27 protein-coding genes are annotated in these 23,420 nt (G+C 63.9%); 22 read left to right on the plus strand and 5 right to left on the minus strand.

Going from position 1 to position 23,420, the window contains the following annotated elements:
* Positions 1-20 precede the first annotated feature (20 nt).
* From FN976_RS23955 to FN976_RS24025, 15 genes are all read left to right on the plus strand, one after another.
* Positions 21-698 (plus strand): heavy metal response regulator transcription factor, encoded by a 678-nt coding sequence (locus FN976_RS23955; RefSeq protein ID WP_145895667.1) that lies wholly within the window; start codon positions 21-23, stop codon positions 696-698.
* Positions 695-2,041, plus strand: a complete 1,347-nt coding sequence (locus FN976_RS23960) for a heavy metal sensor histidine kinase (protein WP_222432878.1) — start codon at positions 695-697, stop codon at positions 2,039-2,041. The genes FN976_RS23955 and FN976_RS23960 overlap by 4 nt, the downstream gene beginning before the upstream one ends.
* Before the next feature lie 50 nt (positions 2,042-2,091).
* On the plus strand, positions 2,092-2,502 hold the full coding sequence (locus FN976_RS23965; protein ID WP_145895669.1) for a DUF3703 domain-containing protein: 411 nt from the start codon (positions 2,092-2,094) through the stop codon (positions 2,500-2,502).
* 373 nt (positions 2,503-2,875) lie between these two features.
* A complete protein-coding gene (locus FN976_RS23970) occupies positions 2,876-3,235 on the plus strand; it encodes a DUF4148 domain-containing protein (protein ID WP_145895671.1) in 360 nt (119 codons plus the stop codon).
* Positions 3,236-3,321: 86 nt separating this feature from the next.
* Positions 3,322-3,735, plus strand: a complete 414-nt coding sequence (locus FN976_RS23975; RefSeq protein ID WP_145895673.1) for a hypothetical protein — start codon at positions 3,322-3,324, stop codon at positions 3,733-3,735.
* A gap of 36 nt (positions 3,736-3,771) precedes the next feature.
* Entirely contained in the window at positions 3,772-4,191 is a 420-nt protein-coding gene (locus FN976_RS23980; RefSeq protein ID WP_145895675.1) for a hypothetical protein, read from the plus strand.
* 12 nt (positions 4,192-4,203) lie between these two features.
* On the plus strand, positions 4,204-5,628 hold the full coding sequence (locus FN976_RS23985; RefSeq protein ID WP_145895677.1) for a TolC family protein: 1,425 nt from the start codon (positions 4,204-4,206) through the stop codon (positions 5,626-5,628).
* A 34-nt stretch (positions 5,629-5,662) separates the two neighbouring features.
* Complete coding sequence (locus FN976_RS23990) at positions 5,663-7,078, plus strand: multicopper oxidase family protein (protein WP_145895679.1); 1,416 nt, start codon at positions 5,663-5,665, stop codon at positions 7,076-7,078.
* Positions 7,079-7,120: 42 nt separating this feature from the next.
* Positions 7,121-7,618, plus strand: a complete 498-nt coding sequence (locus tag FN976_RS23995) for a cupredoxin domain-containing protein (protein WP_145895681.1) — start codon at positions 7,121-7,123, stop codon at positions 7,616-7,618.
* Positions 7,619-7,623: 5 nt separating this feature from the next.
* Complete coding sequence (locus FN976_RS24000; protein WP_145895683.1) at positions 7,624-8,115, plus strand: DUF411 domain-containing protein; 492 nt, start codon at positions 7,624-7,626, stop codon at positions 8,113-8,115.
* A complete protein-coding gene (locus FN976_RS24005) occupies positions 8,112-8,456 on the plus strand; it encodes a copper-binding protein (RefSeq protein WP_145895685.1) in 345 nt (114 codons plus the stop codon). Before FN976_RS24000 ends, FN976_RS24005 begins: the two co-directional genes overlap by 4 nt.
* A gap of 366 nt (positions 8,457-8,822) precedes the next feature.
* Entirely contained in the window at positions 8,823-9,158 is a 336-nt protein-coding gene (locus tag FN976_RS24010) for a four-helix bundle copper-binding protein (RefSeq protein ID WP_145895876.1), read from the plus strand.
* Positions 9,159-9,210: 52 nt separating this feature from the next.
* The gene (locus tag FN976_RS24015) at positions 9,211-9,621 is read left to right on the plus strand and encodes a DUF305 domain-containing protein (RefSeq protein ID WP_349291411.1); all 411 of its coding nucleotides are present in this window, start codon (positions 9,211-9,213) and stop codon (positions 9,619-9,621) included.
* A 7-nt stretch (positions 9,622-9,628) separates the two neighbouring features.
* A complete protein-coding gene (locus FN976_RS24020) occupies positions 9,629-10,354 on the plus strand; it encodes a HupE/UreJ family protein (protein WP_145895687.1) in 726 nt (241 codons plus the stop codon).
* A 34-nt stretch (positions 10,355-10,388) separates the two neighbouring features.
* Entirely contained in the window at positions 10,389-10,967 is a 579-nt protein-coding gene (locus FN976_RS24025; protein ID WP_255440791.1) for a transmembrane anchor protein, read from the plus strand.
* Positions 10,968-10,977: 10 nt separating this feature from the next.
* On the opposite strand, the gene FN976_RS24030 is transcribed toward FN976_RS24025, so the two are convergent.
* A complete protein-coding gene (locus FN976_RS24030) occupies positions 10,978-12,360 on the minus strand; it encodes a heavy metal sensor histidine kinase (RefSeq protein ID WP_255440793.1) in 1,383 nt (460 codons plus the stop codon).
* A 46-nt stretch (positions 12,361-12,406) separates the two neighbouring features.
* Positions 12,407-13,081: a heavy metal response regulator transcription factor gene (locus tag FN976_RS24035; RefSeq protein ID WP_145895692.1), complete on the minus strand. Its 675-nt coding sequence runs from the start codon at positions 13,079-13,081 to the stop codon at positions 12,407-12,409.
* A gap of 147 nt (positions 13,082-13,228) precedes the next feature.
* On the opposite strand from FN976_RS24035, the gene FN976_RS24040 reads away from it, so the two are divergent.
* From FN976_RS24040 to FN976_RS24070, 7 genes are all read left to right on the plus strand, one after another.
* On the plus strand, positions 13,229-13,582 hold the full coding sequence (locus FN976_RS24040; RefSeq protein ID WP_255440795.1) for a copper-binding protein: 354 nt from the start codon (positions 13,229-13,231) through the stop codon (positions 13,580-13,582).
* An 805-nt stretch (positions 13,583-14,387) separates the two neighbouring features.
* Positions 14,388-15,509 (plus strand): efflux RND transporter periplasmic adaptor subunit, encoded by a 1,122-nt coding sequence (locus FN976_RS24045; protein ID WP_186511136.1) that lies wholly within the window; start codon positions 14,388-14,390, stop codon positions 15,507-15,509.
* On the plus strand, positions 15,509-18,607 hold the full coding sequence (locus FN976_RS24050) for an efflux RND transporter permease subunit (RefSeq protein WP_145895695.1): 3,099 nt from the start codon (positions 15,509-15,511) through the stop codon (positions 18,605-18,607). The genes FN976_RS24045 and FN976_RS24050 overlap by 1 nt, the downstream gene beginning before the upstream one ends.
* A complete protein-coding gene (locus FN976_RS24055) occupies positions 18,600-18,914 on the plus strand; it encodes a DUF3240 family protein (protein ID WP_255440797.1) in 315 nt (104 codons plus the stop codon). The genes FN976_RS24050 and FN976_RS24055 overlap by 8 nt, the downstream gene beginning before the upstream one ends.
* 8 nt (positions 18,915-18,922) lie before the next feature.
* On the plus strand, positions 18,923-20,203 hold the full coding sequence (locus FN976_RS24060; protein WP_186511138.1) for a TolC family protein: 1,281 nt from the start codon (positions 18,923-18,925) through the stop codon (positions 20,201-20,203).
* A 55-nt stretch (positions 20,204-20,258) separates the two neighbouring features.
* Positions 20,259-20,654, plus strand: a complete 396-nt coding sequence (locus tag FN976_RS24065) for a hypothetical protein (protein ID WP_145895699.1) — start codon at positions 20,259-20,261, stop codon at positions 20,652-20,654.
* Positions 20,647-21,960: an MFS transporter gene (locus FN976_RS24070; protein WP_145895701.1), complete on the plus strand. Its 1,314-nt coding sequence runs from the start codon at positions 20,647-20,649 to the stop codon at positions 21,958-21,960. Before FN976_RS24065 ends, FN976_RS24070 begins: the two co-directional genes overlap by 8 nt.
* A gap of 236 nt (positions 21,961-22,196) precedes the next feature.
* Here FN976_RS24070 and FN976_RS24075 read toward each other — a convergent pair whose 3' ends face one another.
* The 3 genes from FN976_RS24075 to FN976_RS24085 are packed head-to-tail and all read right to left on the minus strand — an operon-like array spanning position 22,197 to position 23,398.
* The gene (locus FN976_RS24075; protein WP_145895702.1) at positions 22,197-22,634 is read right to left on the minus strand and encodes a YeeE/YedE family protein; all 438 of its coding nucleotides are present in this window, start codon (positions 22,632-22,634) and stop codon (positions 22,197-22,199) included.
* An 8-nt stretch (positions 22,635-22,642) separates the two neighbouring features.
* Complete coding sequence (locus FN976_RS24080; RefSeq protein WP_186511167.1) at positions 22,643-23,077, minus strand: YeeE/YedE family protein; 435 nt, start codon at positions 23,075-23,077, stop codon at positions 22,643-22,645.
* Positions 23,078-23,080: 3 nt separating this feature from the next.
* Positions 23,081-23,398, minus strand: a complete 318-nt coding sequence (locus FN976_RS24085; RefSeq protein ID WP_145895706.1) for an ArsR/SmtB family transcription factor — start codon at positions 23,396-23,398, stop codon at positions 23,081-23,083.
* Between the last annotated feature and the right edge of the window lie 22 nt (positions 23,399-23,420).

The raw sequence follows: 23,420 nt of genomic DNA on the forward strand, positions 1-23,420 counted from the left end.
CGCAGGTACGCTGCGCGACCATGAGGATTCTGGTTGTGGAAGATGAAGTGAAGCTGGCGGAGTACCTGCGCAAGGGCTTGAGCGAGCAGGGCTTCATCGTGGACCTTGCGCGAAATGGAATCGACGGCAGGCACCTGGCGACCGAAGGGCAATACGACCTGATCGTGCTGGATGTGATGCTGCCTGGCATGGACGGCTTCGCGGTGCTCGCCGCACTGCGCCTGACGCATCGGACGCCCGTGCTGATGCTGACAGCGCGCGATCGCGTCGAAGACAGGGTGCGTGGCCTCCATGGCGGCGCGGACGACTACCTGCTCAAGCCGTTTGCCTTCACGGAGCTGCTGGCCCGCATTCGCGCCTTGCTGCGGCGAAGCGGGCAGCCGCAAAGTGAAGCGACCACGCTGCGCCTGGCGGATCTGGAATTGGACCTGTTGCGCCGAAAGGCGACGCGGGCGGGACAACGGCTTGCGCTGACGGCCAAGGAATTCAGCTTGTTGTCGCTGCTGCTGCAACGCAGCGGTGAAGTGCTGGCCCGCACGACACTGGCCGAGCAGGTGTGGGACATGAATTTCGACAGCGATACCAACGTGGTCGATGTCGCGGTTCGCCGCCTCAGGGCCAAGCTCGACGACCCCTTCCCCACCAAGCTGCTGCATACAGTGCGCGGCATGGGCTACGTCCTGGAGCATCGGGATTGATCACCGCAGGCTCGCCCGGCGCGTATTCGCTAGGCAGGCGTCTGTCGTGGTTCTTTGCAGCTCTCACCGTGGCCGGATTCGGCGTTCTCAGCCTGGCGATCTATGTCGCGGCCGCCTGGAGCCTGGAGGCCAAAGCGGATGCCGAACTGGCGCGCAAGACCGATTTGGTGAAGCGCTTGGTGGCGGAGGCCGCCGGCAACGGCGACGTGCCAGCCATGCGGCACAAGCTGGACGAATTCTTCCTCGGGCACGAAGACCTGCACGTTGTCCTGCTTGATGCCCGTGGCGCGGTGCGCTATGAGGGGCCAGGTCGCGTGAACGCTGCCGTGCTCCGCCGGCGCTTTGAGTTTCCGCTCCCTCCGAGCCTGGCCACGGCCGACCTGTCGATGGCTCACATCACCATGGACCGCTCGGACGACGCGACGTTGTTGGCCGGGCTGGCCGCGGTACTGGCAACAGCCACCTTGTTGGGAGCCTTGGCCGTCTCGCTCTCCGGGTTCTGGCTGGTGCGCCGATCCATGGCACCGCTTCGCGGGCTGGCGGAGCGCACGCGAGCCCTTCGAGCAGACCGGCTGGACCAGCGACTAACCTTGGAGCCCCCAGTAGAGGAACTCCAGCCGTGGATTGACCAGTTCAATGCCCTCCTGGACCGCCTGGGGTACGCGTATGGACAGTTGGAGGGATTCAACGCCGACGTCGCGCACGAACTGCGCACGCCGCTCGCCACGCTGATCGGTCAAACCGAGGTCGAACTCTCGAGGGACCGCAGCGCCGCGGAACTGCGGGCGACCCTGGAATCGAACCTGGAGGAGGTGCGGCGGCTCGCATCCATCGTCAACGACATGTTGTTCCTGGCGCGAGCAGATCGGGGAGCGCAAGTGGCGGACGAGCCCCTGGCCAGCCTGCGGGAACAGGTCCGGCAAGCCCTGGACTTCCAGGAAGGCCCGATGGCGGAGCGCGAGGTGACCGCGCGGATTGCCGGCGACGCCCTGGCATCCTTCGACGCCGGGCTGGTCCGCCGGGCCGTTTCCAACTTGGTAGGAAACGCAGCACGCTACGCAACCCGGGGTAGCGAGGTGGTCGTGGTTTTGCGGGAGGAAGGTTCGCTGGCCTGGATCGAAGTATGCAATCAAGGCGAGGAACTTCCCTCGGCGGCGTTGCCGCGCCTGTTCGATCGCTTTTTCCGCTTGCAGACCGCGCGCGAGGGCAGCGCGGAGAATCACGGCTTGGGGCTGGCGATCGTGGCGGCCATCGCACGCATGCACGGAGGCACGACCCGGGCAACCAGCGTCGGCGGGTCCACAACAATTGGGTTCTCCATCTCCAACGCGCCAAAAGCTTGACTCTGAACTCGCTACAGGGTTTTCAATTGGGTTTTCAGTGGGAAAGCACCATGAAACTTGAGAAAACCGCGGCGACGGATGTTTATCTTCAACTCATTCGTGAGTTCGACGCCAGGACCTCTGAAAGTGTCGAAGCGCGATGGGAATACCTGACCGCGGCGCACATCGTCGGGCAGCACCATTTTGGCCTTCACCTTGCCAGTCATGGTGTGATGCTCGCCTTCGCGGCCAGAAACGGTGACTGGCCCGAAGTGGTCGGGCAACTGTTCAGACTGGCCTTGGTCCCGATCGGGCACCTCACGGGGAAGCTGCCGATCGGGAATATTGGGCGGGCTACTGTGAGCGCATTCGCTCCGATGCCGCTGGATGAGCGGTCCCGCGGACTTCTTGCGGAGACGTTCCGAACGAAGGCGGAACGCGGCGAACTTCAGCCTGCCAGCGGCCTGTCGAACGACGTGTAGGCGACGCTCGCGCGAAGTCCTGTGATGGCGCGCCCGGGAAGCGGCGCTAGCCGTCCTCGCTGAACCACCCAGCCACGCGCGAGCGCCTCAACACCATAGGCATCGACCTGAAGGGCTCGACCCGAGATGAGCTGCGCAGCTTCATGCGCAATGAGGTCGACCGGTGGGCGCAAGCGAAAGAAGGCGGGCGTGAATCCAGAATGAGGTGCGTGACAGGGGAGCTCCATGAAGACAAGGCGCACGGATAACCAATCTGTAATGTGTCTGTCGGGTTGCCGTGCGCTGGTTCTTCCTAGACTTTGTTCCGTGATGCAACGCCGTTGCCTCACCTGGCAGTGGCTACTGTGGTCCGCCAGAGTCTTAGGAGACCATCATGAAATTCCGCCATGTTCTGTTCGCCGTCAGTCTGGGTGCTGTCGCCTCCACGTCGTTCGCCACCCAGCTTTACCATCCCAGCAACGCCGAGGAGGGCGTGACCTTCTTGCCGCTGCACCAGGCCGGCGGCCTCACTCGCGATCAAGTGCGCACGAACGTGATGGGCGCCCAGCGCGACGGCACGCTCAGTTGGATCAGTCGCGGCTATCCGGGTACGTACCCACTGGTCCAGGGCCCCAAATTGGGCAACTCGAGGGACCAGGTCGAGGCGGAACTGCGCGCTTGGCAGAAGAGCCCCGTGACGCCGGACGGCATCCGGTTCATCCCCGGGGAAATCGGTTGGGTGGAAGCGCGCTAGTCGTCGCCGCCGAAAGACCGCAGCAAGTGTGCGCAAACGTGTCCCCTGACCACAAGCCCGACAAGTCTCAGTAGAATCCTCCGACCATGTCGCGTTTCCGTCTGTTCCTCGCCTGGCTCATCATGGCCGCTATCCCCCTGCAGGGACTGGCGGCCGCGTCGATGCTGTTCTGCGGGCCAAACCATGGTCCGGCCCCCGTGGCCGCGCAGCAGGAACGGCACGGACAGGACCGCGCCGATGCAGTGCACCACGATGAGCATACGAAGCACGTGGATGCTGGCGAGGTCGAGGCCAAGAAGGCCGACGACAACACAGGCAAGAAGTTGACGGACGCGTCGCGCAAGTGCGGCGTCTGCGCTTCCTGCTGCAACAGTGTGGCGGTCGCCGCATTCCACGAACTGGTCGCCTTCGGGCCAGTGCCTCAGGCTGAATTGGCCGAGCCCTTCGTGCTGATTCACGCCCGACCTTCCCAGGTCCCCGACAAACCACCTCGCGCCTGATTGCATCCAGGAGCGCCAGCTTGACTGGCGCCGTGGGTGCATTCGTTCGTCCGCCATGCCGTTTCGGCGATGGCGGTACATCCCCATGAACAACGCGAGGTTCCTATGTTTCAACCCATGCTGGCCCGGTGGCTGGCAGTCTCAGCGAGTCTGTTGACGCTGGCAGCGGTAGCCCAGACTCCCGCAGCTCCCCCGGCGCGTGCCGCCGCCTCCGCGCCCGTTTCGCAAACCCAGGCTGCGCCCGGCGAGTACCGATCGGCCCTGGAGGGCTACCAGCCCTATAGCGAGGGGAAGATGGTGCCTTGGAAAGAAGCCAACGACACGGTCGGCAAGATCGGCGGCTGGCGCGCCTATGCAAAAGAAGCGGCTGAACGGCAGGCAGAGCAAGGGCATGCCGGCCACACCGCGCCCGCGGCAACTGCGCCGAAGCCCGCCGCCAGCCAGACCAAACCCTAGAGGGCGAAAGAAATGCACAGAAACTTTCGAGTCTCCGGTTTGGGCGCGGCCGTGCTCCTGCTGGCCGGATGCGCGAGCGTCAACATCGATCAGGCGCTGCAGGAAACAAATCAATCGACCCAGGACTTCACCCAGGGCAAGCTGGAGCTCAGTCGAACCGAGCAGCAGCGCCAGTCGCGAGGCCAGCTCAGCGAACGGCTGTTGGCCAAGCCCTTGACCATGGACGACGCCGTGCAACTGGCGCTGGCGAACAGTTCGTCCATGCAAGCCCTGGTGGCGCAGAGCTGGGCCGACATGGCTGCCGCCAACCAGGCGGGGCGAATCAGCAATCCCGTCTTCACGTTCGAACGCATCCGCGCTGGGGACGAACTGGAGCTGGGGCGCTTGCTGTCCATCGGCCTGCTGGACCTCCTCACGCTCCCCCAGCGCCTGGTGATTTCCCGCAACCAGGTCGCCCAAGCCAAGGTCCAACTGAGCGGCACCGTGGTCGAGCAAGTGAGCCAAGTCAGGCAGGCCTGGGTTCGGGCCGTCGCCGCCCACCAGTTGCTGCAGTACGCCGACCAGGTCAACCGGTCGGCCCAAGCCAGCGCGGAGCTGGCCAAGCGCATGCAGGCGGTGGGGAACTTCACCAAGTTGCAGCGCATGCGCCAGCATGTCTTCTATGCCGATGCAGCGGCGCAGCTGGCTTCGGCGCAGCATGCGGTCACGGCCGCGCGTGAGGAACTGGTGCGTCTGCTCGGTTTGACGGACGCGCAGGCGATACAGCTGAAGCTGCCGGATCGCCTGCCGGATCTGCCGAAGGAACCCAAGGCGGCCGCCGACGTCAGCGCGTCGGCGCTCCAGCAACGGATCGACGTGCAGCTGGCCCGCCTGCAACTTGACGTGGCCGGGAAATCGCAGAACCTGTCCCTCCTGAACAGCCTGCTTGACGTCGAGGCTGGGGTCCGCCGCGACACCGTCTTTGACAACCACTCCGGCGAGAAAAGCCATCGCAGGGGCTATGAGCTGGCGATCCGGCTTCCGATCTTCGACTGGGGCGGGGCCCAGCGCGCCGGCATGAACGCGCAGTCCCTTGCAGCAGCCAATCGGTATGAGTCCGTGGTGCGCTCGGCGGCGTCGCAACTGCGAGAGAGCTACTCGGCCTACCGCACCGCCTACGACCTGGCCAGGCACTACCGCGACGAGATCGTGCCGCTTCGCCAAGTGATGGCCGAGGAGAACGTGCTTCGCTACAACGGCATGTTGATTGGCGTCTTCGAGTTGCTGGCCGACAGCCGGGACCAGGTCACAAGCGTCATGCAGGCCATCAATGCACAGCAGCAGTTCTGGCTGGCCGACGCCGGACTCGCCGCTTCGATCATCGGCAAGCCAGTGGCCATGGGCGCGACGCCAGTCTCCGCCAGCACCGCAGGCGGCTCGGAAGGGCCGGGCCATTGATGGCTCGCCGCGGACCACATACGGAATCAAATCAATGACTAGCAGACGCAATTTTTTATCCGGCGCCGGTGCGATCACGGGTGCCATCGCTGCAGCCTCGGTCAGCAAAGTCGCCATGGCGGCGTTGCCCGAGCCGGTGCTGCAGACCAAAGCGGACACCATGCCGCCCCTGGTGCCCAACACCGGGCGGCACTACAACCCCATCGTCACGCTCAACGGCTGGACGCTGCCTTGGCGCATGAACAACGGCATCAAGGAATTTCACCTGGTCGCCGAGCCGGTGGTGCGCGAGATGTCCCCTGGATTCAAGGCGCACCTGTGGGGATACAACGGCCAATCACCGGGACCCACGATCGAGGTGGTCGAGGGGGATCGGGTGCGGATATTCGTCACCAACAAGCTGCCCGAGCACACCAGCATCCACTGGCATGGCCAGCGGCTGCCAAACGGCATGGATGGCGTGGGGGGGTTGAACCAGAAAGCAATCGATCCGGGCAAGACCTATGTGTACGAGTTCGTGGCACGGCGCCCCGGCACCTTCATGTACCACCCACATGCGGACGAAATGACGCAGATGGCGATGGGGATGATGGGGTTCTGGGTGACCCACCCGAAAGCCAGGCATCCGCTCATCGACGAGGTGGACCGCGATTTCGTCTTCCTGCTCAACGCCTACGACGTGGAGCCGGGCGCCTACACGCCCAAGATCATGACGATGCTGGACTTCAACCTGTGGACGTTCAACAGCCGCATCTTTCCGGGCATCGATTCGATGAACGTTCGCAAGAACGACAAGGTGCGCATCCGCATCGGCAACCTGACGATGACCAACCACCCCATCCACCTGCACGGGCACGAGTTCCTGGTCACCGGCACCGATGGCGGCCCAACGCCCAAGAGCACACGCTGGTACGAGGTGACGACGGACGTGGCCGTGGGCCAGATGCGCCAGATCGAGTTCCTGGCCGACGAGGAGGGCGATTGGGCGTTCCATTGCCACAAGAGCCACCACACCATGAATGCGATGGGCCATGACGTGCCGACCATGATCGGTGTGGACCACCGCAAGGTGGTCAAGGACATCACCAACCTGGTACCGGATTACATGGTGATGGGGGAGCGCGGCATGGCCGACATGGCGGAGATGACGATGCCCTTGCCCGACAACACCGAACCCATGATGGGCGGACAGGGTCCGTTCGGTTCCGTCGAAATGGGCGGCATGTTCACCGTGGTCAAGGTCCGGGCCGACCAGAAGCCTCGCGACTACAAGAACACCGGATGGTTCAAGCACCCGCCCGGCACCGTGGCCTATGAGTTCAAAGGCGCACTTCCCGATCCTGCGCGCTTCCAGTCGGAAGGCAGCGGCTCAATGCCCCCCAAGGGCCGCTCAAGGAAAGACGTGGAAGTCCAGATCCGTAAACCCTCGTCCGGCCACTCCGGCCACTAACCCGGCGAATCCGCCAACCGTGTCATTGAAAGGACATTTGAGATGAAACTACTGAACGCACTGCTGGCAGCAGCGCTGATGGGCGTGTCGCTGGGAGCCGTGGCTCACGAAGGCGAAGATCACAAGAAGAAGGCCGGGCCGGTCAAGAAGGAACAGAAGGACTGGGGCATCGCAGGTGATGCGAAAGCCGTGAAGCGCACGATCGAGGTCGCGATGACCGACAACATGCGCTTCACGCCTGACAAGATCGAGGTCAAACAGGGCGAGACGATCAAGTTCGTCATCAAGAACAACGGCAAGTTGATGCACGAGATGGTCATCGGTACCAAGAAGGTGTTGGAGGAACACGCGGCTCTGATGGTCAAGTTTCCGACCATGGAGCACGAAGAGCCCTACATGACTCACGTGGCGCAGGGAAAGACCGGCCAGATGATCTGGAACTTCAATCGCCCCGGCGATTTCGACTTCGCCTGCTTGATCGCGGGTCACTACCAGGCCGGCATGGTCGGCAAGATCAAGGTGGTTGCGGGGGGAAAGTGACGAACATGGAACTGGTCACGAGCACTGAGCCCGCCGTCAGCCGGCGAGCGCTACTGACCGCGGCCGCCATGTTGCTCGCGGTGTGTTCCCCAGCCTCGGCGAAGTCCCTCTTCGCCGAGGTCTGGAAAGACCCGAACTGCGGGTGCTGCAAGGACTGGATAGCACACCTGGAGGCCGGCGGCTTCAGGGTCAAGGTCAACGACACCGGCAACGAGCGCATCCGCGAGCGGCTGGGCGTGGACCGCAAGTACGGGTCATGCCACACCGCCCTCATTGGTGGCTATGCCATCGAAGGTCACGTTCCGGTCAACGAGATTCAGCGACTTCTCAAAGAGAAGCCGACCGCCTTGGGACTGGCCGTGCCAGGCATGCCGGTCGGGTCTCCTGGCATGGATGGAGGCCTCTACGGGAACCGCAAGGATCCCTACAGCGTGATGCTGCTGACCAAGGACGGCGGCGCCACGGTTTATCAACGCTACGAAGGAAGCAAATCATGAAAGCCATCCAACACACACTGCTGGCCGCGGCCATCGTCGCTGCTGCTGCTTTGCCGCTGACGGTTCTGGCGCAGGCCGCTGCAACTGGCGCAGCCGCGGCAGCAAAGCCGGCGACGGGCGAAATGACCGAGGCCGAAGTGCGAAAGGTCGACAAGGACAGCAAGAAGATCACGTTGAAACACGGCGCGATCAAGAACCTCGACATGCCGCCCATGACCATGGTGTTCGGTGTCAGCGATGCCGCGCTCCTGGACAAGGTCAACGTGGGCGACAAGGTTCGCTTCACCGCCACCGGGGAAGGTGGCAAGTTCACTGTGACGGAGCTTCAGCCGGCCAAGTAGAAAGCGCGGCCGATGTCCCACGAAATGTTCAAGATTGCCAGCGCCTCGCGTGAGACGTTGAGCATCATCTTGGTGGGCGGCGGATTGACAGCGCTTTGCCTGGTGGCTCTGACAGGGTTTCTTTTCTGGCGCGACAAGCGCCGCAGCTTGGGACGCCCCAAGCAGCGCGGACTTCGCACACGCAAGTCTCGAAGACGGTGACAACGCCGCGGGGACTTGGCGACGAGTGAGTGACGAACGCCCGTCAGGGGCGCCTTCGTTCGAAGGGAGTTGGGGCAGCAGTCAGCGCCAAGTGGCGCTGGAACAGTCGCGGCGCCGTGCCGCGCAAGCCGCTTTACGGCGGTCTAACCTTTCTTGGAGAAAATCATGCCCCACCAAAAGCACCTCTCGTGCATCGAAGCCTGTCACGCATGCGCCGTCGCGTGCAATCATTGCGCCGCATCCTGCCTACAGGAGCAGGATGTGAAGATGATGGCGCGCTGCATCGCGCTCGACACGGATTGCGCCGCGATCTGCCAGCTGGCCGCTGCGGCGATGGCGCGTGGCAGCGAACATGCGAAGGCCATCTGCGGCTTGTGCGCCGATATCTGCCAATCGTGCGGCGACGAGTGCGCCCAGCACGACATGGAGCATTGCCAGCAGTGCGCGAAGGCCTGTCATCAGTGCGCCCAGGAGTGCCGCAAGATGGCGGCGATGGCCTAGAAGTCCCGAACAACCAACACACACCAGGAAAACCGAAATGACCCAACAACGCATGCACATCATGGCCACGGCCGCAGCGGTGGTCGCCCTGACCGCCGGCTTATTGCAAACGGCCGTTCAGGCGCAGCCGAGCAAGCCCGCTCACGCCGGCGGACACAGCACCGCTGCGAGCGCTGCACCAATGCCCTCTGGCGGCATGGACATGAAGGCGATGATGAAGGAGAGCAACGAGAAGATGGCGGGCATGTCCATGACGGGCAAGCCGGACGTCGACTTCGCGATGATGATGCGCATCCACCACCAAGGCGCGATCCAGATGTCCGAGGCCGAGCTCAAGGACGGGAAGGATCCGGAGATGAAGAAAATGGCCCGCAAGATCATCTCCGACCAGAAGAAGGAGATTGCGCAGCTCGACAAGTTCCTGGCGAAGCAGGGACATTCGATGGACATGATGAAGAAGTAGCAGACCCGTGTCGGCAGTCCCAAGCGTTTCAGTGGCATGCACCTGGCTGGCACGGCTTCTGGCCGGGTGCCTGGCTCTCGTTGCTTGCGCGACCGCGCTCGCGCATGGGGTTGCCAGCGGAGACAAGGGCTACATCCAGGAGATCAGCGGGGTTCACGTCATCCCGTTCGTCTACCTGGGCGCCAAGCACATGGTCACTGGCTACGATCATCTGCTCTTCCTGTTCGGCGTCGTCTTCTTCCTTTACCGGCTGCGCCATATCGCCTTGTACGTCAGTCTGTTCGCATTGGGACATTCGGCCACCTTGCTGATCGGTGTGTACTTCAACATCGGTGTCAGTGCCTACCTGATCGATGCGATCATTGGACTGTCGGTGGTCTACAAGGCTCTGGACAACCTCGGCGCATTTCAACGTTGGTTCGGGGTCCAACCCGACACCAAAGCCGCAACACTCATCTTCGGCTTGTTTCATGGCTTCGGCCTTGCCACCAAGATCCAGGAGCTTGAACTTGCACGCGATGGCCTCCTTGCCAACCTGGTGGCCTTCAATGTTGGAGTCGAACTGGGGCAGCTGCTCGCGCTGAGTGCCATCCTGATTGCGATGGGCTTGTGGAGACGCACCGAAGGCTTTTCCCGTCATGCCTACACCGCCAACGTGGCGCTCATGAGCGCCGGTTTCCTGCTCATGGGCTACCAGCTGACCGGCTGGTTCGTCTCCGGTCAAGGCGCCTGAAAGGTAACGCATGTACAACAGTGAAGTCCCTCCAATGTCCGAGCTGCCCAGCGCCTCCAGGCTTCTTCGGTCAACCGTCATCGCATTGCTTGTCGCGGTGGCCCTGCTTGTGACCGTCGTCATGCCGGCGGAATACGGGATCGACCCGACAGGCATCGGGCGGGTCCTGGGGCTCAAGTCGATGGGGGAGATCAAGATGGCCGCGCAGGCGAGCGCCAGCACCGTCCCACCTACGTCGCCAGCGGGTGCCTCAGCAGCGCCCGCTTCGTCCGTTGCTGCGGCGACGCAGGATCGCCGGACCGACCAGACGTCTGTGAAGCTGATGCCTGGCGAAGGCGTCGAGGTCAAGATGCAGATGGAGAAGGGCGCGACGGTGAAATACCGGTGGGTGGCCAGCGGCGGTGCGGTCACCTTCGATGCCCACGGCGAAGGGTCCGAGGTGAAGTTTTCCGTCAGCTACAAGAAAGGGCAGGAGGCGCTAAAGGACGAAGGAATTCTCGAGGCCGCATTCAAAGGCCAACACGGTTGGTACTGGAAGAATCGAGGCAAGGAGCCTGTCACGGTGGGCCTGACCACGGTGGGCCAGTACACCTCGATCAGGCGGGTGGAGTGAGCGGCGCTCTTCAGGCTGCGTCGGTGGGGATCGAGGGGAATTCCAGTTTGAAGATTGTCTCCCCGCCTGGCTCGCTCTGAGCCGTCACGTGTCCGCCGTGCGCGGTCATGATCGAGCGCACGATGGCCAAGCCGAGTCCGGTTCCTCCGTCGGTCCGGGCCCGACCCGAATCGACGCGATAGAAGCGGTCGAAGACGCGTTCCAGATGGGCCCGAGCAATGCCTTCACCGAGATTTGTCACGACAAGCAGAGTTCGCTCCGCCTCGCATTTGACGCTAACGTGAATCACTGAGCCGGCACGGGCGTGTCGGATGGCGTTGCTGACCAGGTTCGTTATCGCGCGCTCAACAAGGTTGCGATCCGCGCTGACCGGGGCAGTGCCGGCGACCTCAACGGAAACACCGCGGTCTTCTGCCACCAGCGACAGGTAGTCAGCGATCTTGCTCGCCTCGTACCCGAGGTCGATGGTTTCCAGCTGCATCGGGTTTTCCTGGCCGTCTGCTCTGGCAATGAACAACATGTCGGAGATGAGCCGTGACAGGCGTTCCAGCTCATCGACGTTGCCCTCCAGAACTTGCTGGAGATCGGCGACCGTGCGTGTATGGGACAACGCGACCTGTGTGCGGCCAAGCAAAGTCGCGACGGGGGTCCGCATCTCATGGGCCAGATCCCCGGAGAATTCCTGGAGACGGCGATACCCGGTATCGATGCGTTCCAGCATCGCGTTGAGTTCGTTGGCCAGATCAACCAACTCCGCCGGGAGGCCGGCTGTGGACACGCGTTGGCTGAGCGTCTGCGCTCCGATCGAGGCCGCGAGCCGATGGAAGCGGCGCAAGGGCGCCAGGCTGGTCCTCGCAATTAACCAAGCACCAAGCGCAATTACGATCAGCAGCAAGGGCAGACCGATCAAGGTCGCGTTGATGAACCCGGCCAGTAGCCGGCTGTCATGGCGCCTGTCGAGGGAGATGTAGTAGCGAATCGACTGCCCGTTCGCGACCCGGCCCATGCCCCTGATCGCGTTGAGGCGTGATCCGGCGAGAGCCGTCCACGACAGCATCGAGTTGGCGTCGTCGGGCGTGGACTCCAGGGCAGCCAGCGATAGCCGCGCAGTTTCGGAGAAGGCCAGCGTTGTGCCGGCCGCAGGATCGATCAGCATCAGGTGCAGTTCGTCGTGCCCGATCAGCAGGTCACCGAACCGGTGGCGGTTGTCCCGGATCGCGGCAGGCGACGGGATTTCGGACAGGACGTGCAGCAGCAGGTCCCTCTTCCCCCGTAGTTCGGCCGACGACCGCGCGTCCAGCTGCTGCGAGAGCGCGACGTATCCGACCACGATCGCCCCGCCCACCACAACCAAACCGAACAGGGCGCTGGCCAGCGCGATCCGCAGTGCCAACGAGGCCTGACGAAATGGGGCGAGCGAGGGTCTCTGACTCAAACGGTCACCCCCGCCGCTCCAGTACGTACCCGACCCCGCGCACCGTGTGGATCAGTTTCTCCTCGAACGGATCATCGATCTTGGCACGCAGCCGCCGGATGGCAACTTCGACGACGTTGGTGTCGGAGTCGAAGTGGATGTCCCAGACCAGGGACGCGATCTGGGTTCTGGACAGGACTTCGCCGGTTTTCTGCACCAGAAGCGTAAGCAGGGAGAATTCCTTGGCTGACAGATCGATGCGTTGGCCGGCGCGGGTGGCCCGGTGCCGCACGGGATCAATCTCAAGGTCTTCCACCCGCAAAACCGGGTCGACAGCCGCTGGCTGCCCGCGCTTGAGCAATGCCTTGACGCGGGCCAGCAGCTCCGGAAACTGGAAAGGCTTGACGAGGTAGTCGTCGGCCCCGAGGTCGAAGCCGCGTACCTTGTCGTCCGTTTTCCCCCTTGCCGTGAGCATCAAGACGGGGACCTCCCTGGATGTACGCAGGGCGGAAAGCACCGCAAAGCCGTCAATGCCCGGCAGCATGACGTCCAGCACGATCAGGTCATGGTCACCATTCGCCGCCGCGTGCAGCCCATCCGTGCCATTGTGGGCAACCTCAACCGCGTAGCCACTTTCGGCGAGGCCCTGCCGCAGGTAGTCGGCAGCCTTGGGTTCATCCTCGATGACCAAAATTTTCAATTTCGTTCTCAGTCCAAGATAACGGTTTTGTAATCTGGGGGTCAGCGCGCGGTTGTGTAGCGCCCACTAAAGTAGGAACCGTGATGCAGCTATTGCGTCCCGCTGTCCTCTTGGGCAGCTCTTGCAATCGATGTTAAAGGACTTTGAATGATGTCATTCCGTCAATTCCCATTCGCACCCGCGCTGTTCGCAGCCGCGGTCTTCTCGGTCGCCTCCGGTGTGGCGACGGCCGCTGCTGACACGCAGGCCAGCGCGTCTGCTTCGACGGCCACAGCGGCAAAGCTGACCTCAGGCGAGGTCCGCAAGGTCGACGTCGAGCAAGGCAAGCTGACGATCAAGCATGAAGCCATCGCCAACCTCGACATGCCCGCCATGACGATGGTGTTCAAGGCGGGCAAGCCTGATCTGTTGAAGAATATCCAGGCGGGGGACAAGATCGAATTCCGCGCCGAGTCGGTGGCCGGCGCGTTCGTGGTGACCGAGATCAAACCGGCCAAGTAACTTCAGGGCCTTGGTAAAGGGGTTCCGGCGTCCAGAGAGAGCGTCGGAGCTTTCCCCCTCTTTCTTGAGGGCGCTCATATCGGAATTGGCTGGGCAGCTTTGCTTGAAGCGAAGTCTTGCGGTCGATTGCGGCGCGTCCTGAATTTCAGCTGCGGTCCACGCCGGCTCAAATGCCGAGTACTTCCCGGGTAGGATAGGCAACTCCAGTGATGACATCTCCACCATCCACGCGACTCATCCGCAGTTCCGTGACCGGCTCAGGCCTGTGACGGCTGCCTCCTGACCGGACCAATGCCCGCTAGCGCCATCCAAGCCAGACAGCCCGCTGCAGTGGCCGCGCGGGCGCTTTGGCTTCTGCGCTGGATGTTCGTTCTGGTGTTGGTCTGGGACCAAGTCAGCTCGCCGCTGCATCACCACCGGCACGACTCAGGGGTTGACGCGCAATGGCTGAGCGCGCCCGCGCACGACGCACACGCGTCCGTGGTGGCCCACCTGGAACACGACGATCACGATCTGCGGGCCTCGCATTCCGTGCTCGCTGTGCGCCCCCAACTGGACCTGAGTCCGATTGCCCTGGGCGATGACGCTGACCACAGCTTGGCGTCTGGCCGGATTGCCGCTCCGGAAGAGCCCGTGCGGTCAGGAGCACACGGCGCGGGCATCGCCGCGCTTGCGCGACCACATTTCGTTCACCGAAGTTTGCCGCCCGCCGGCCGCGCTCCCCCTCTCCACACCTGAACCTCGCCCCCGGTTTGGTCCGGCCGCGTTGCCTGTGCGCAATGCGTGCCCTTTGTGGAGCTTTCGAATGCATGTCCGTCTTTCCTGGCGCGCGCTATGGCGCTGCGCTTTCGCTCTGGTTGCTGCGAGCCAGGCCTTGCCGCCCGCTCAGGCCGCCGATGAATTTGCGGTAACTCCCGCGCAGATGCAATCCCTGGGGGTGCAGCTGCAGCGGCTGGAACCGGGCGGCGGGACGGAGGGCCCGACCTATCCGGCGCGCGTCATGCTGCCGCCGCGCCAGGAGCAGGTGGTGAGCGCGCCGTTGGCCGGCGTTATCGACCAATTGCTGGTCGCCGAAAACGACCCGGTGCGGGCTGGCCAGCCGCTGGCTCGTCTGGCCAGCCCTGAGCTGGGGGAGCTGCAACTCAAGCTGATGGAAGCAGCCTCGCAGAACCGCCTTTCGGGCAAGACACTTCAGCGGGAACGCCAGCTCTTCGCCGAGGGAATCATTGCGCAGCGGCGTGTTCAGGAAGCCGAAGCCGCCACCGCGCAACACCAGGCTCGCCAGCATCAGAGCGAGGCGGCCCTGCGGCTGGCGGGAATGGACAACGCCACGATTCGCCGCGTTGCTGATGGTGGCACGGTGGACAGTGTCCTCGTCCTGCGGGCGCGTTCTGCGGGGCAGGTGTCCCAGTTGGCCGTCAAGCCCGGCCAGCGCGTCCAGCCCGCCGATGCTCTGGTGCGCATCGCGGACGCGAGCCGACTGTGGCTGGACGTTCAGGTCCCCGTCGATTGGCAAGGTGGGATCGCATCGGTCAAGGGATTGCCGATGACCGTCGTCGGACGGGAGAGCGTCGCAGCAGGTCAAAGCCTGGGGGCTACGGTGAGCGACAGCCAAACAGTGACGTTGCGAGCCGAGGTCACGCGTGGCGCGCAGCTCCTGCGTCCCGGCGAGTTCGTCCAGGTGCGCCTCCCCATGGCCGCGGCCAAAGGCTGGACGGTACCGTTGGCCTCGGTGGTTCGCCAGAACGACAAGGCATTTGTCTTCGTACGTACGCCCAAGGGCTTCGTGGCCATGCCCGTCACGGTCCTGGCGAGTGCGGGCCAGACCTTGCGGGTGGCCGGCGATCTGCAGGCCGGCCAGGAGATCGCAGCGACTTCGGTGATCGCCCTGAAGTCGGCCTGGCAGGGCAAGGGTGGGAGCAACTAATGCTCACGCGCCTCGTGCAATTCGCACTCGCTCAGCGCCTGTTCGTGCTTCTGGCCGGCGCACTGCTCGCCGGCGCCGGCTGGTACGCCTTCACCAACCTGCCAATCGATGCCTTCCCGGACGTCTCGAGCACCCAGGTCAAGATCATCATGAAGGCGCCCGGCATGACGCCCGAGGAAGTCGAGAGCCGCATCGCGGTTCCCATCGAAGTCGAGATGCTGGGCATTCCGAACCAGCGGATGCTGCGCTCAGTCTCCAAGTACGGCCTGGTCGACGTGACGGTGGATTTCCAGGACGGGACCGACATCTTCTGGGCGCGCCAACAGGTCGGTGAGCGCCTGAGCAACATCGCGGCCGACCTGCCCCAGGGCATCAGCGGCGGGATGGCGCCCATCACGACGCCGCTGGGTGAGATGTTCATGTTCACGATCGAGGCGCCGGCGATGTCGCTGGAAGATCGCCGTACCCTGCTGGACTGGGTGATCCGTCCAGCCTTGCGCTCGGTGCCCGGCGTGGCCGACGTCAATGCGCTTGGCGGCAAGGTACGAAGCTTCGAAGTAGTGGCCGACCCGACCAAACTGGCAGCCGTCGGGCTGTCCACGGCGCAGCTGAAAGCGGCCATTGAAGCCAACAACCGCAACGACGGAGCGGGGCGCCTGGGCGAAGGCGACGAGGTCCTGCTGGTGCGCAGCGAAGGCAGCATCAAGAGCCAGGATGACCTGCGCGCCATCGTCGTCAAGCGCGGCAACGGCGCCAGCGTGCGGCTGGGGGATGTCGCAGTCGTGCGTGACGGCAGCCTGACGCGCTACGGTGTCGTCACCCAGGATGGGAAGGCCGAAGCCGTCGAGGGCCTGGTGTTGGGCCTCGCCGGCGCCAACGCACAGCGTGTGGTCGAGGGCGTCACGCGCAAGCTCGAAGAGATCAAGCCGACCTTGCCTAAAGGCGTGGAGATCAAGGTTTTCTACAACCGCGCGGACCTGGTGAAGAAAGCCGTTGGCACGGTTTCGAAGGCCTTGCTCGAAGCGACCCTCGTGGTGCTGGTGCTGCTCGGAGCGTTTCTCGGCAATGTGCGCGCAGCTGTGACGGTGGCCGCGGTGCTGCCGCTTGCGGCACTTGCGACTTTTCTGCTGATGCGCATGGCTGGCATGTCGGCCAACCTGATGAGCCTGGGCGGCCTGGCGATCGCGCTTGGCATGCTGGTCGATGCGGCGGTCGTCGTGGTGGAGAACATCGTGCAGCACCTGGGCCATGACCGCTCCAAAGGGAAGCTGCCCAAGCTGCATGTGGTGTTTCGCGCGGTGCGCGAGGTGGCCGCGCCGGTGGCAGCGGGCATCCTCATCATCGTGGTGGTGTTTCTGCCACTGCTGACGCTGCAGGACCTGGAGGGCAAGTTCTTCGTGCCGGTGGCGATGACCATCGTCTTCGCGCTGGCCAGCTCGCTGCTGCTGTCCTTGACGGTGATCCCGGTGCTCTCGTCCTTCCTGTTGAAGAAGGTGGCCCACGAGGACCCGTGGCTGCCGCGCAAACTGCTGCGGGCCTACGAACCCGCACTTTCGTTCGCCATGCGCCGCGAGAAGGTCGTGTACGGCGTGGCCGCGGCGATACTTGTCGTCGCTGCCGTCGTCTACACCCTGGTGGGCAAGACCTTCATGCCGACCATGGACGAGGGCGACATCATCGTCGGCATCGAGAAGCTGCCTTCGGTGAGCCTGGAGGAAACCGCGGCGCTGGATCTGAAGATCCATCAGGCACTGATGCGCAATATCCCCGAGATCACCGGCGTGGTGGCGCGCGCCGGCTCCGACGAGATCGGACTCGACCCCATGGGCCTGAACCAGACCGACACCTTCCTCGTGCTCAAACCGCGCGAGGACTGGCAGCTTGCGGACAAGGAGGCCCTGATCGACAAGATCCGCAAGGTGCTCGATGACATGCCGGGCGTGAAGTACAGCTTCACCCAGCCGATCGACATGCGGGTCTCAGAGATGATCATCGGCGTGCGCGGAGACGTGGCGATCAAAGTGTTTGGTCCCGAGCTCGACAAGCTCAACGAGCTGGCCACGCAAATCGAAGCGTTGATCAAACAGGTTCCGGGCAATCAGGACGTGTACACCGTCGAGAACGATGGCGTGCAGTACCTACGCGTCGCGGTGGACCGTCTTGCGGCGGGACGCTACGGCCTGTCGGTGGAAGACGTGCAGGACGCGTTGCGTGTACAGATTGAGGGCCAGCGCGCCGGCACCGTGATCGACGGCAACCGCCGCATCCCCATCGTGCTGCGCGGTCCGGACAGCGTGAAGATTTCGCCCTCCGAATTCTCCGCGATGCGCCTGATGGCGCCCGACGGCCAGAGCGTTCCGCTGCAGGAGCTCGCGCAGCTCACGCGCGATAGTGGGCCGGTAAAGATCGACCGGGAGATGGGCAGCCGCTACAGCGTGGTGATCGCCAACGTGACAGGCCGCGACCTGGTCGGTTTCGTTGATGAGGCCAGGGCCAAGGTGGGCGAAGCGGTGAAGCTGCCTACTGGCTACCGCATCGCCTGGGGTGGCCAGTTCGAAAACCAGCAGCGGGCGGCGGCGCGTCTCGGCCTGGTCGTTCCTCTGTCGCTCGGGGTGATCTTCCTGATCCTGTTCTCGACCTTCGGATCGGTCCGCCAGGCGCTATTGGTGTTGAGCAACATTCCGTTCGCGTTGGTGGGCGGGATCGTGGCGTTGTGGGTCTCCGGCGAGTACCTGTCGGTCCCGGCCTCGGTCGGTTTCATTGCGCTACTTGGCATTGCCGTGCTCAACGGTGTGGTGCTGGTGAGCTATTTCAACCAGCTGCATGCTGAAGGCTTGTCTCTTGTGGAGTCGGTCCGGCAAGGCGCGATGCGCCGCCTGCGGCCGGTGCTCATGACGGCCTCGATCACCGCGTTCGGCCTGGTTCCGCTGTTGTTCGCCACCGGTCCGGGCTCCGAGATCCAGCGCCCGCTGGCCATCGTGGTCATCGGCGGATTGATCACGGCCACGGCGCTGACCCTGATCCTGTTGCCCCTGCTTTACCTGCGATTCGCCCACGCGAAGCCGGCCGCAAGCGCCAAGGAGTTGAGCCATGTCTAGCGTGATTCCCAAGGTGTGCCTGACCCTGCTGGCCGCGCCGTCGGTCGAAGAAAAACTACTGGACGTCCTGCTGGAAATGGTGGGCGACGAGGTTTTCACCAGCGTACCCACATTCAGCCATGGGACGTCGCATGGCCGTTTGAGCAGCGTCGAACAGGTGCTCGGCCGAAGCGCCGCGGTGCAGGTCCAGATCCTGGTGACGGAGGAAGGAATGAATCCACTGTTGGAGCGCCTGCGCGCGGAATTTCGCTGTACGGGCCTGCGCTACTGGGCCAGCGCGCTCACAACCGAGGGAGAGATGGCATGAGAGGACGGATGACTGTTGTGGGTGCGGCGATCGCGGTCAGCGCCTGGATGGCGCCGGCGCATGCTGCGGAAGCTGCGGGTGTCCCGCCTGTGACCTTCACATCGCAGGCGGCGCCGGCGGACCTGCCCTCCAACGACCGGGCCATGGCGCTGATCGACGCAGACCCCCGCGTGGTCCAGGCCCGCAGCTCCTTGGAGGCGGCGCGGCACCGAGCCGACATGCTCCGGGCCGGTCCGTATGAATGGACGGCGAGCGCTTCCACGCAGCGACGCCGCTACAGGACCGGCGCGCAGGATGCGAACGAGTGGTCAATCGGATTGGAGCGAGCAGTGCGGATCGGCGGCAAGGCGGCGCTGGATCGGCAGCTCGGTGAGACGCAGCTTCGGCTGGCCGAATCCCGGTTGGGCGAAGCGCGACACGAAGCCGCGCGGGAACTTCTTGATCTTTGGTTGAACGTGCTCGCAGCCGATCGCACAGGGCAGCTCTGGAGCGAGCAACTCGGTTTCGCGCAGACCAATTTCAACGCCGCTGGCGCCCGCCGCCGGGCGGGCGACGCCTCGATGCTGGAACAGAACGCCGCCCGTGCCGATCTCGCCGAGGTGCAGCGCCAGCTTGCCGGTGCCGCCAACGAGGAAGCGAAGGCCCGCGCGAAGCTGCGCGCACGCTTTGCGCCACTTCCCCTGTCTGGTCAGATCGCCACGCTTGGCGAGCCCGTCGCCATGGTGCCCGACGGCGCTCAGTGGCGCGAGCGGATCCTGGCCGTAAGCCGTGACCTGCGCATTGCGAAGGTTGAACTTCAACAGGCGGAATTGACCGCCGCCCGGGCGGGCGCTGACCGGCTGGCGGACCCGACCCTAGGAGTACACGCCACTTCGGAAGCCGGCGGGGCGGAGCGCATTGTGGGGTTGACCTTGAGCATCCCACTGGGCGGCACCTATCGCACTGCGCAATCGCGCGAAGCGCTGGCGCAGGTCGATGTGGCCCGCGCGGCCGTGGAGCGCGCCTTGCGCGAGCTCGAATCCGAAATTGCCGAGAGCCTGACCGATGCCCGCGGCAGCCTGGAGCGCTGGAAGTTCGCCGAGCAGGCACGCACCGCGGCCCAGGAGAACGCCCAGCTGACACAACGCGCCTACACGCTGGGGGAGGTCGACCTGCAGGGTGTGCTACTCGCGCGCCGCCAGTTGCTGGACGCCGCCCTGGGTGCCACGCAGGCCCGCGTCGATGCGTTGAAGGCGCGGTATCGGCTGCTGGTCGACGCGCATCTCATCTGGGGCATGCAGGAAGACTGAGTGTGTACGCATTTTTTGACAACGGCACCTCGCATTGAGCGAAAGGAGAATTGAGATGGACTATTCCCCGATGAAGTTGGCTGCACTGTTGACAGCGGGTTTCATTTCTGGATGTGCAAGCAACTCTGTCTACGAGGGACGCTATCCGTGGGACGCGGGCTGGCGCAAGGGTTCGGTGGATGCGGTGGGAGAGGATGATCAGATGAGAGCCAGGTACGCCCAGCGCTGCAAGGTCGAGGCGGCGCAGGCAGCCCGATTCGCGCGAATTCGGTACATCGAGATGGGCAAGGCGAGAATGCAGACAGTCGCCGTCCCGAAGGACTCCACCCTCACGGTTGGCGATCTGGTCTACGTGAAAGTGTTTGATTGCGCCGGTCAGGCCCTGCCCAGAGATGCACCGACTAAATCCGGCGTCCGCGCCGTAGCCGGAATGGCGAGACGCCATGCTTGATGTTCTGCGCAATCGCACCTACCGGCACCTGTTCTTCGCGCAGGTCATCGCGCTGCTAGGGACAGGCTTGGCCACCGTCGCGCTCGGATTGCTGGCGTACGACATCGCCGGGGCCGATGCCGGCGCCGTGCTGGGCACCGCGCTTGCGATCAAGATGGTGGCGTACATCGGCGTCGCCCCGATCGCGGCCGCTTTCGCAGAACGCCTACCCCGCCGGGTCATGCTCGTAGCCCTCGATCTGGTGCGCGCGGGCGTGGCCTTGTCGCTGCCGTTCATCACCCAGATCTGGCAGATCTATGTCTTGATCTTCTTGCTGCAGTCGGCCTCCGCAGGTTTCACCCCGACCTTCCAGGCCACGATCCCGGACGTGCTGCCGGCGGAAGAGGAGTACACCAAGGCACTATCCCTGTCGCGCTTGGCCTACGACATGGAAAGCCTGATCAGCCCGGCCCTGGCGGCGGCGTTGCTGACCGTGACTAGTTTTCACAGCCTGTTTTACGGCACGGTGGTCGGCTTCATCGGCTCGGCGCTGCTGGTGGTCTCGGCTGTACTGCCCAAGGCCAAGGCGCCACCGAAACGCGGCATTTACGAGCGCACCACACGCGGCACGCGGATCTATCTGGCGACACCGCGGCTGCGCGGCCTGCTCGCGCTGAACCTCACGGTGGCGGCGGCCAGTGCCATGGTCATTGTCAACACCGTCGTGCTGGTTCAAGGGCAGCTGAAGCTCTCTCAAAACGCGACGGCGATGGCCTTGGCTGCGTTCGGCGCAGGCTCGATGGTGGTGGCATTTAGCCTGCCGAAACTACTGAAGCGTCTGGCAGATCGCAGTGTGATGCTGGCCGGCGCAGCCATGTTGGTCGCCGGCTTAGCACTCGGCCCCCTGGCGACGGCGCAGCTGGCCAGTCTGCTGGCGCTGTGGTTTTTCCTGGGGGTGGGTTATTCGATGGTGCAGACCCCTTCGGGTCGCTTGTTGCGCCGCTCGTCGACTCCGGAAGATCGGCCGGCCCTCTTCGCGGCCCAATTTGCTTTGTCGCACAGCTGCTGGCTGGTGACATACCCGATGGCCGGATGGCTGGGCGCGAAAGCAGGGCTCAACATCAGTTTCCTCGCACTCGCCGCGCTCGGCGGAGTTTCCGCGATCGTCGCGACCCGGTTGTGGCCGCATTCGGACCCTGTGGAGCTCGAACACTCGCATCAGGACCTGGATGCGGACCATCCTCATGTCAGCGATGCCGTTCCGGCTGGGACACGCCATTCGCACGCGTACGTCATCGACGATGAACACCGCCGCTGGCCGCATTGAATCAACCTTGCAGTCGACGAAAAAACGAATCGTGACGCGCACGGATTGAGCTCTCGATACTGCCCCGCGCGGCGCGTGCGGGGGCTGTGGTCGCTGGTTCGAGCTTTTGACGAACGCTTCTGCTCGCAGCGCACTCGGCGGCGACGCGCTCGCTCTTCCTCGTGCGCTGCGAGCCGAAGGCAATTCAGACCTGCGACGCCTGTCGGGCGAGGCTCTTCACTTCTCGTGCATCGCTTTCACGTCGGACTCGGTTCAGCGGAGTGCTTCCGGCGCTCGATCCGCTCGAAGGCGGCCATACCGGCAAGCATGGCCGCTACAAAAACGGCGGCCTTGCTTTCGCCCATGCCAAGCGCAACGAGTGCGGGCCCTGGGCAAAAGCCGACGATGCCCCAGCCGATTCCGAACAGGAGGCCTCCCACAATCAGGTGGCGGTCGATGTGACGCGCCGAAGGCAACTTCATCTCTGCACCAAGGAAAGACAGGGTCCTCGTGCGGGCGACGGCAAAAGCGAAGAACCCGACAGCGATGGCTCCCGCCATCACAAGGGCCAGCGAAGGGTCCCATCGGCCGGCAAGGTCCAGAAAGCCGAGTACCTTGGCCGGGTTGGCCATGCCGGACAGGATCAGCCCGAAGCCAAACACAAGGCCAGCAAGCAGGGAGGTGACAACGTACATGGCGGGCCTCAGACTCCGAAAAGGTGACGGGTCACGTACACCGTCAGAAAGCCCGCGCCCATGAACGATGCCGTTGCGGCGAGCGACCGGGGAGAAAGACGCGACAGGCCGCAGACCCCATGGCCGCTGGTGCAGCCCGACCCGTAGCGCGTTCCAACGCCGACCAGCAGGCCAGCCAGAACAAGGGCCACGTAGCCCGCATCAATCTGCGCGCGCGGCACCTCGGCAAGAAGGAGGTACAGCAGGGGCGCGACCAGCAAGCCGGCCACAAAGGCGACGCGCCAGCCGATGTCACCCCTGACCGGCGTCAAGAGCCCGCCGAGCACGCCACTGATTCCGGCAATGCGGCCGTTCAACAAAGCCAACATGGCGGCCGCTATTCCGATGAGCGCGCCGCCGGCCAAAGAGGACCAAGGTGTAAAGGCGTTCCAGTCGACAGTCATCATCTATTCCTTGGGGCAGTAGAGGCGGTACAGCACGGAAAGCATTTCGAGCAGGCGCTGATCCGCGACGCTGTAGTAAATGTTCTTTCCCTCCCGACGGGTACTCACCACTTCCTCATTGCGCAGAACTGCCAGTTGCTGCGACAGGGTGGGTTGCCGGATGTCGAGGGCTTCTTCCAGCTCACTGACGCACATCTCTCCCTGCGAGAGCTGGCACAGAAGTAGCAGCCGATCCGTGTTGGCGAGCACCTTCAAAGCTATGACGGCGTCCGCAGCGCCGCCCCGCAGGAGCTCTGGAGTAATGACAGTTCGCTTCGGCATGGCTTTTTGAAAACTTGATTTT

Source organism: Caenimonas sedimenti (genome assembly GCF_007833165.1).
In the GTDB taxonomy this organism is placed as follows: domain Bacteria; phylum Pseudomonadota; class Gammaproteobacteria; order Burkholderiales; family Burkholderiaceae_C; genus Ramlibacter; species Ramlibacter sedimenti.

Coding starts and splice junctions, on each gene's coding strand:
- FN976_RS23955 (WP_145895667.1), top strand. CDS start 21: ATGAGGATTCTGGTTGTGGAAGATGAAGTGAAGCTGGCGGAGTACCTG.
- FN976_RS23965 (WP_145895669.1), top strand. CDS start 2,092: ATGAAACTTGAGAAAACCGCGGCGACGGATGTTTATCTTCAACTCATT.
- FN976_RS23970 (WP_145895671.1), top strand. CDS start 2,876: ATGAAATTCCGCCATGTTCTGTTCGCCGTCAGTCTGGGTGCTGTCGCC.
- FN976_RS23975 (WP_145895673.1), top strand. CDS start 3,322: ATGTCGCGTTTCCGTCTGTTCCTCGCCTGGCTCATCATGGCCGCTATC.
- FN976_RS23985 (WP_145895677.1), top strand. CDS start 4,204: ATGCACAGAAACTTTCGAGTCTCCGGTTTGGGCGCGGCCGTGCTCCTG.
- FN976_RS23990 (WP_145895679.1), top strand. CDS start 5,663: ATGACTAGCAGACGCAATTTTTTATCCGGCGCCGGTGCGATCACGGGT.
- FN976_RS23995 (WP_145895681.1), top strand. CDS start 7,121: ATGAAACTACTGAACGCACTGCTGGCAGCAGCGCTGATGGGCGTGTCG.
- FN976_RS24000 (WP_145895683.1), top strand. CDS start 7,624: ATGGAACTGGTCACGAGCACTGAGCCCGCCGTCAGCCGGCGAGCGCTA.
- FN976_RS24005 (WP_145895685.1), top strand. CDS start 8,112: ATGAAAGCCATCCAACACACACTGCTGGCCGCGGCCATCGTCGCTGCT.
- FN976_RS24010 (WP_145895876.1), top strand. CDS start 8,823: ATGCCCCACCAAAAGCACCTCTCGTGCATCGAAGCCTGTCACGCATGC.
- FN976_RS24015 (WP_349291411.1), top strand. CDS start 9,211: ATGCACATCATGGCCACGGCCGCAGCGGTGGTCGCCCTGACCGCCGGC.
- FN976_RS24025 (WP_255440791.1), top strand. CDS start 10,389: ATGTCCGAGCTGCCCAGCGCCTCCAGGCTTCTTCGGTCAACCGTCATC.
- FN976_RS24040 (WP_255440795.1), top strand. CDS start 13,229: ATGATGTCATTCCGTCAATTCCCATTCGCACCCGCGCTGTTCGCAGCC.
- FN976_RS24045 (WP_186511136.1), top strand. CDS start 14,388: ATGCATGTCCGTCTTTCCTGGCGCGCGCTATGGCGCTGCGCTTTCGCT.
- FN976_RS24050 (WP_145895695.1), top strand. CDS start 15,509: ATGCTCACGCGCCTCGTGCAATTCGCACTCGCTCAGCGCCTGTTCGTG.
- FN976_RS24055 (WP_255440797.1), top strand. CDS start 18,600: ATGTCTAGCGTGATTCCCAAGGTGTGCCTGACCCTGCTGGCCGCGCCG.
- FN976_RS24060 (WP_186511138.1), top strand. CDS start 18,923: ATGACTGTTGTGGGTGCGGCGATCGCGGTCAGCGCCTGGATGGCGCCG.
- FN976_RS24065 (WP_145895699.1), top strand. CDS start 20,259: ATGGACTATTCCCCGATGAAGTTGGCTGCACTGTTGACAGCGGGTTTC.
- FN976_RS24070 (WP_145895701.1), top strand. CDS start 20,647: ATGCTTGATGTTCTGCGCAATCGCACCTACCGGCACCTGTTCTTCGCG.
- FN976_RS24075 (WP_145895702.1), bottom strand. CDS start 22,634: ATGTACGTTGTCACCTCCCTGCTTGCTGGCCTTGTGTTTGGCTTCGGG.
- FN976_RS24080 (WP_186511167.1), bottom strand. CDS start 23,077: ATGACTGTCGACTGGAACGCCTTTACACCTTGGTCCTCTTTGGCCGGC.
- FN976_RS24085 (WP_145895706.1), bottom strand. CDS start 23,398: ATGCCGAAGCGAACTGTCATTACTCCAGAGCTCCTGCGGGGCGGCGCT.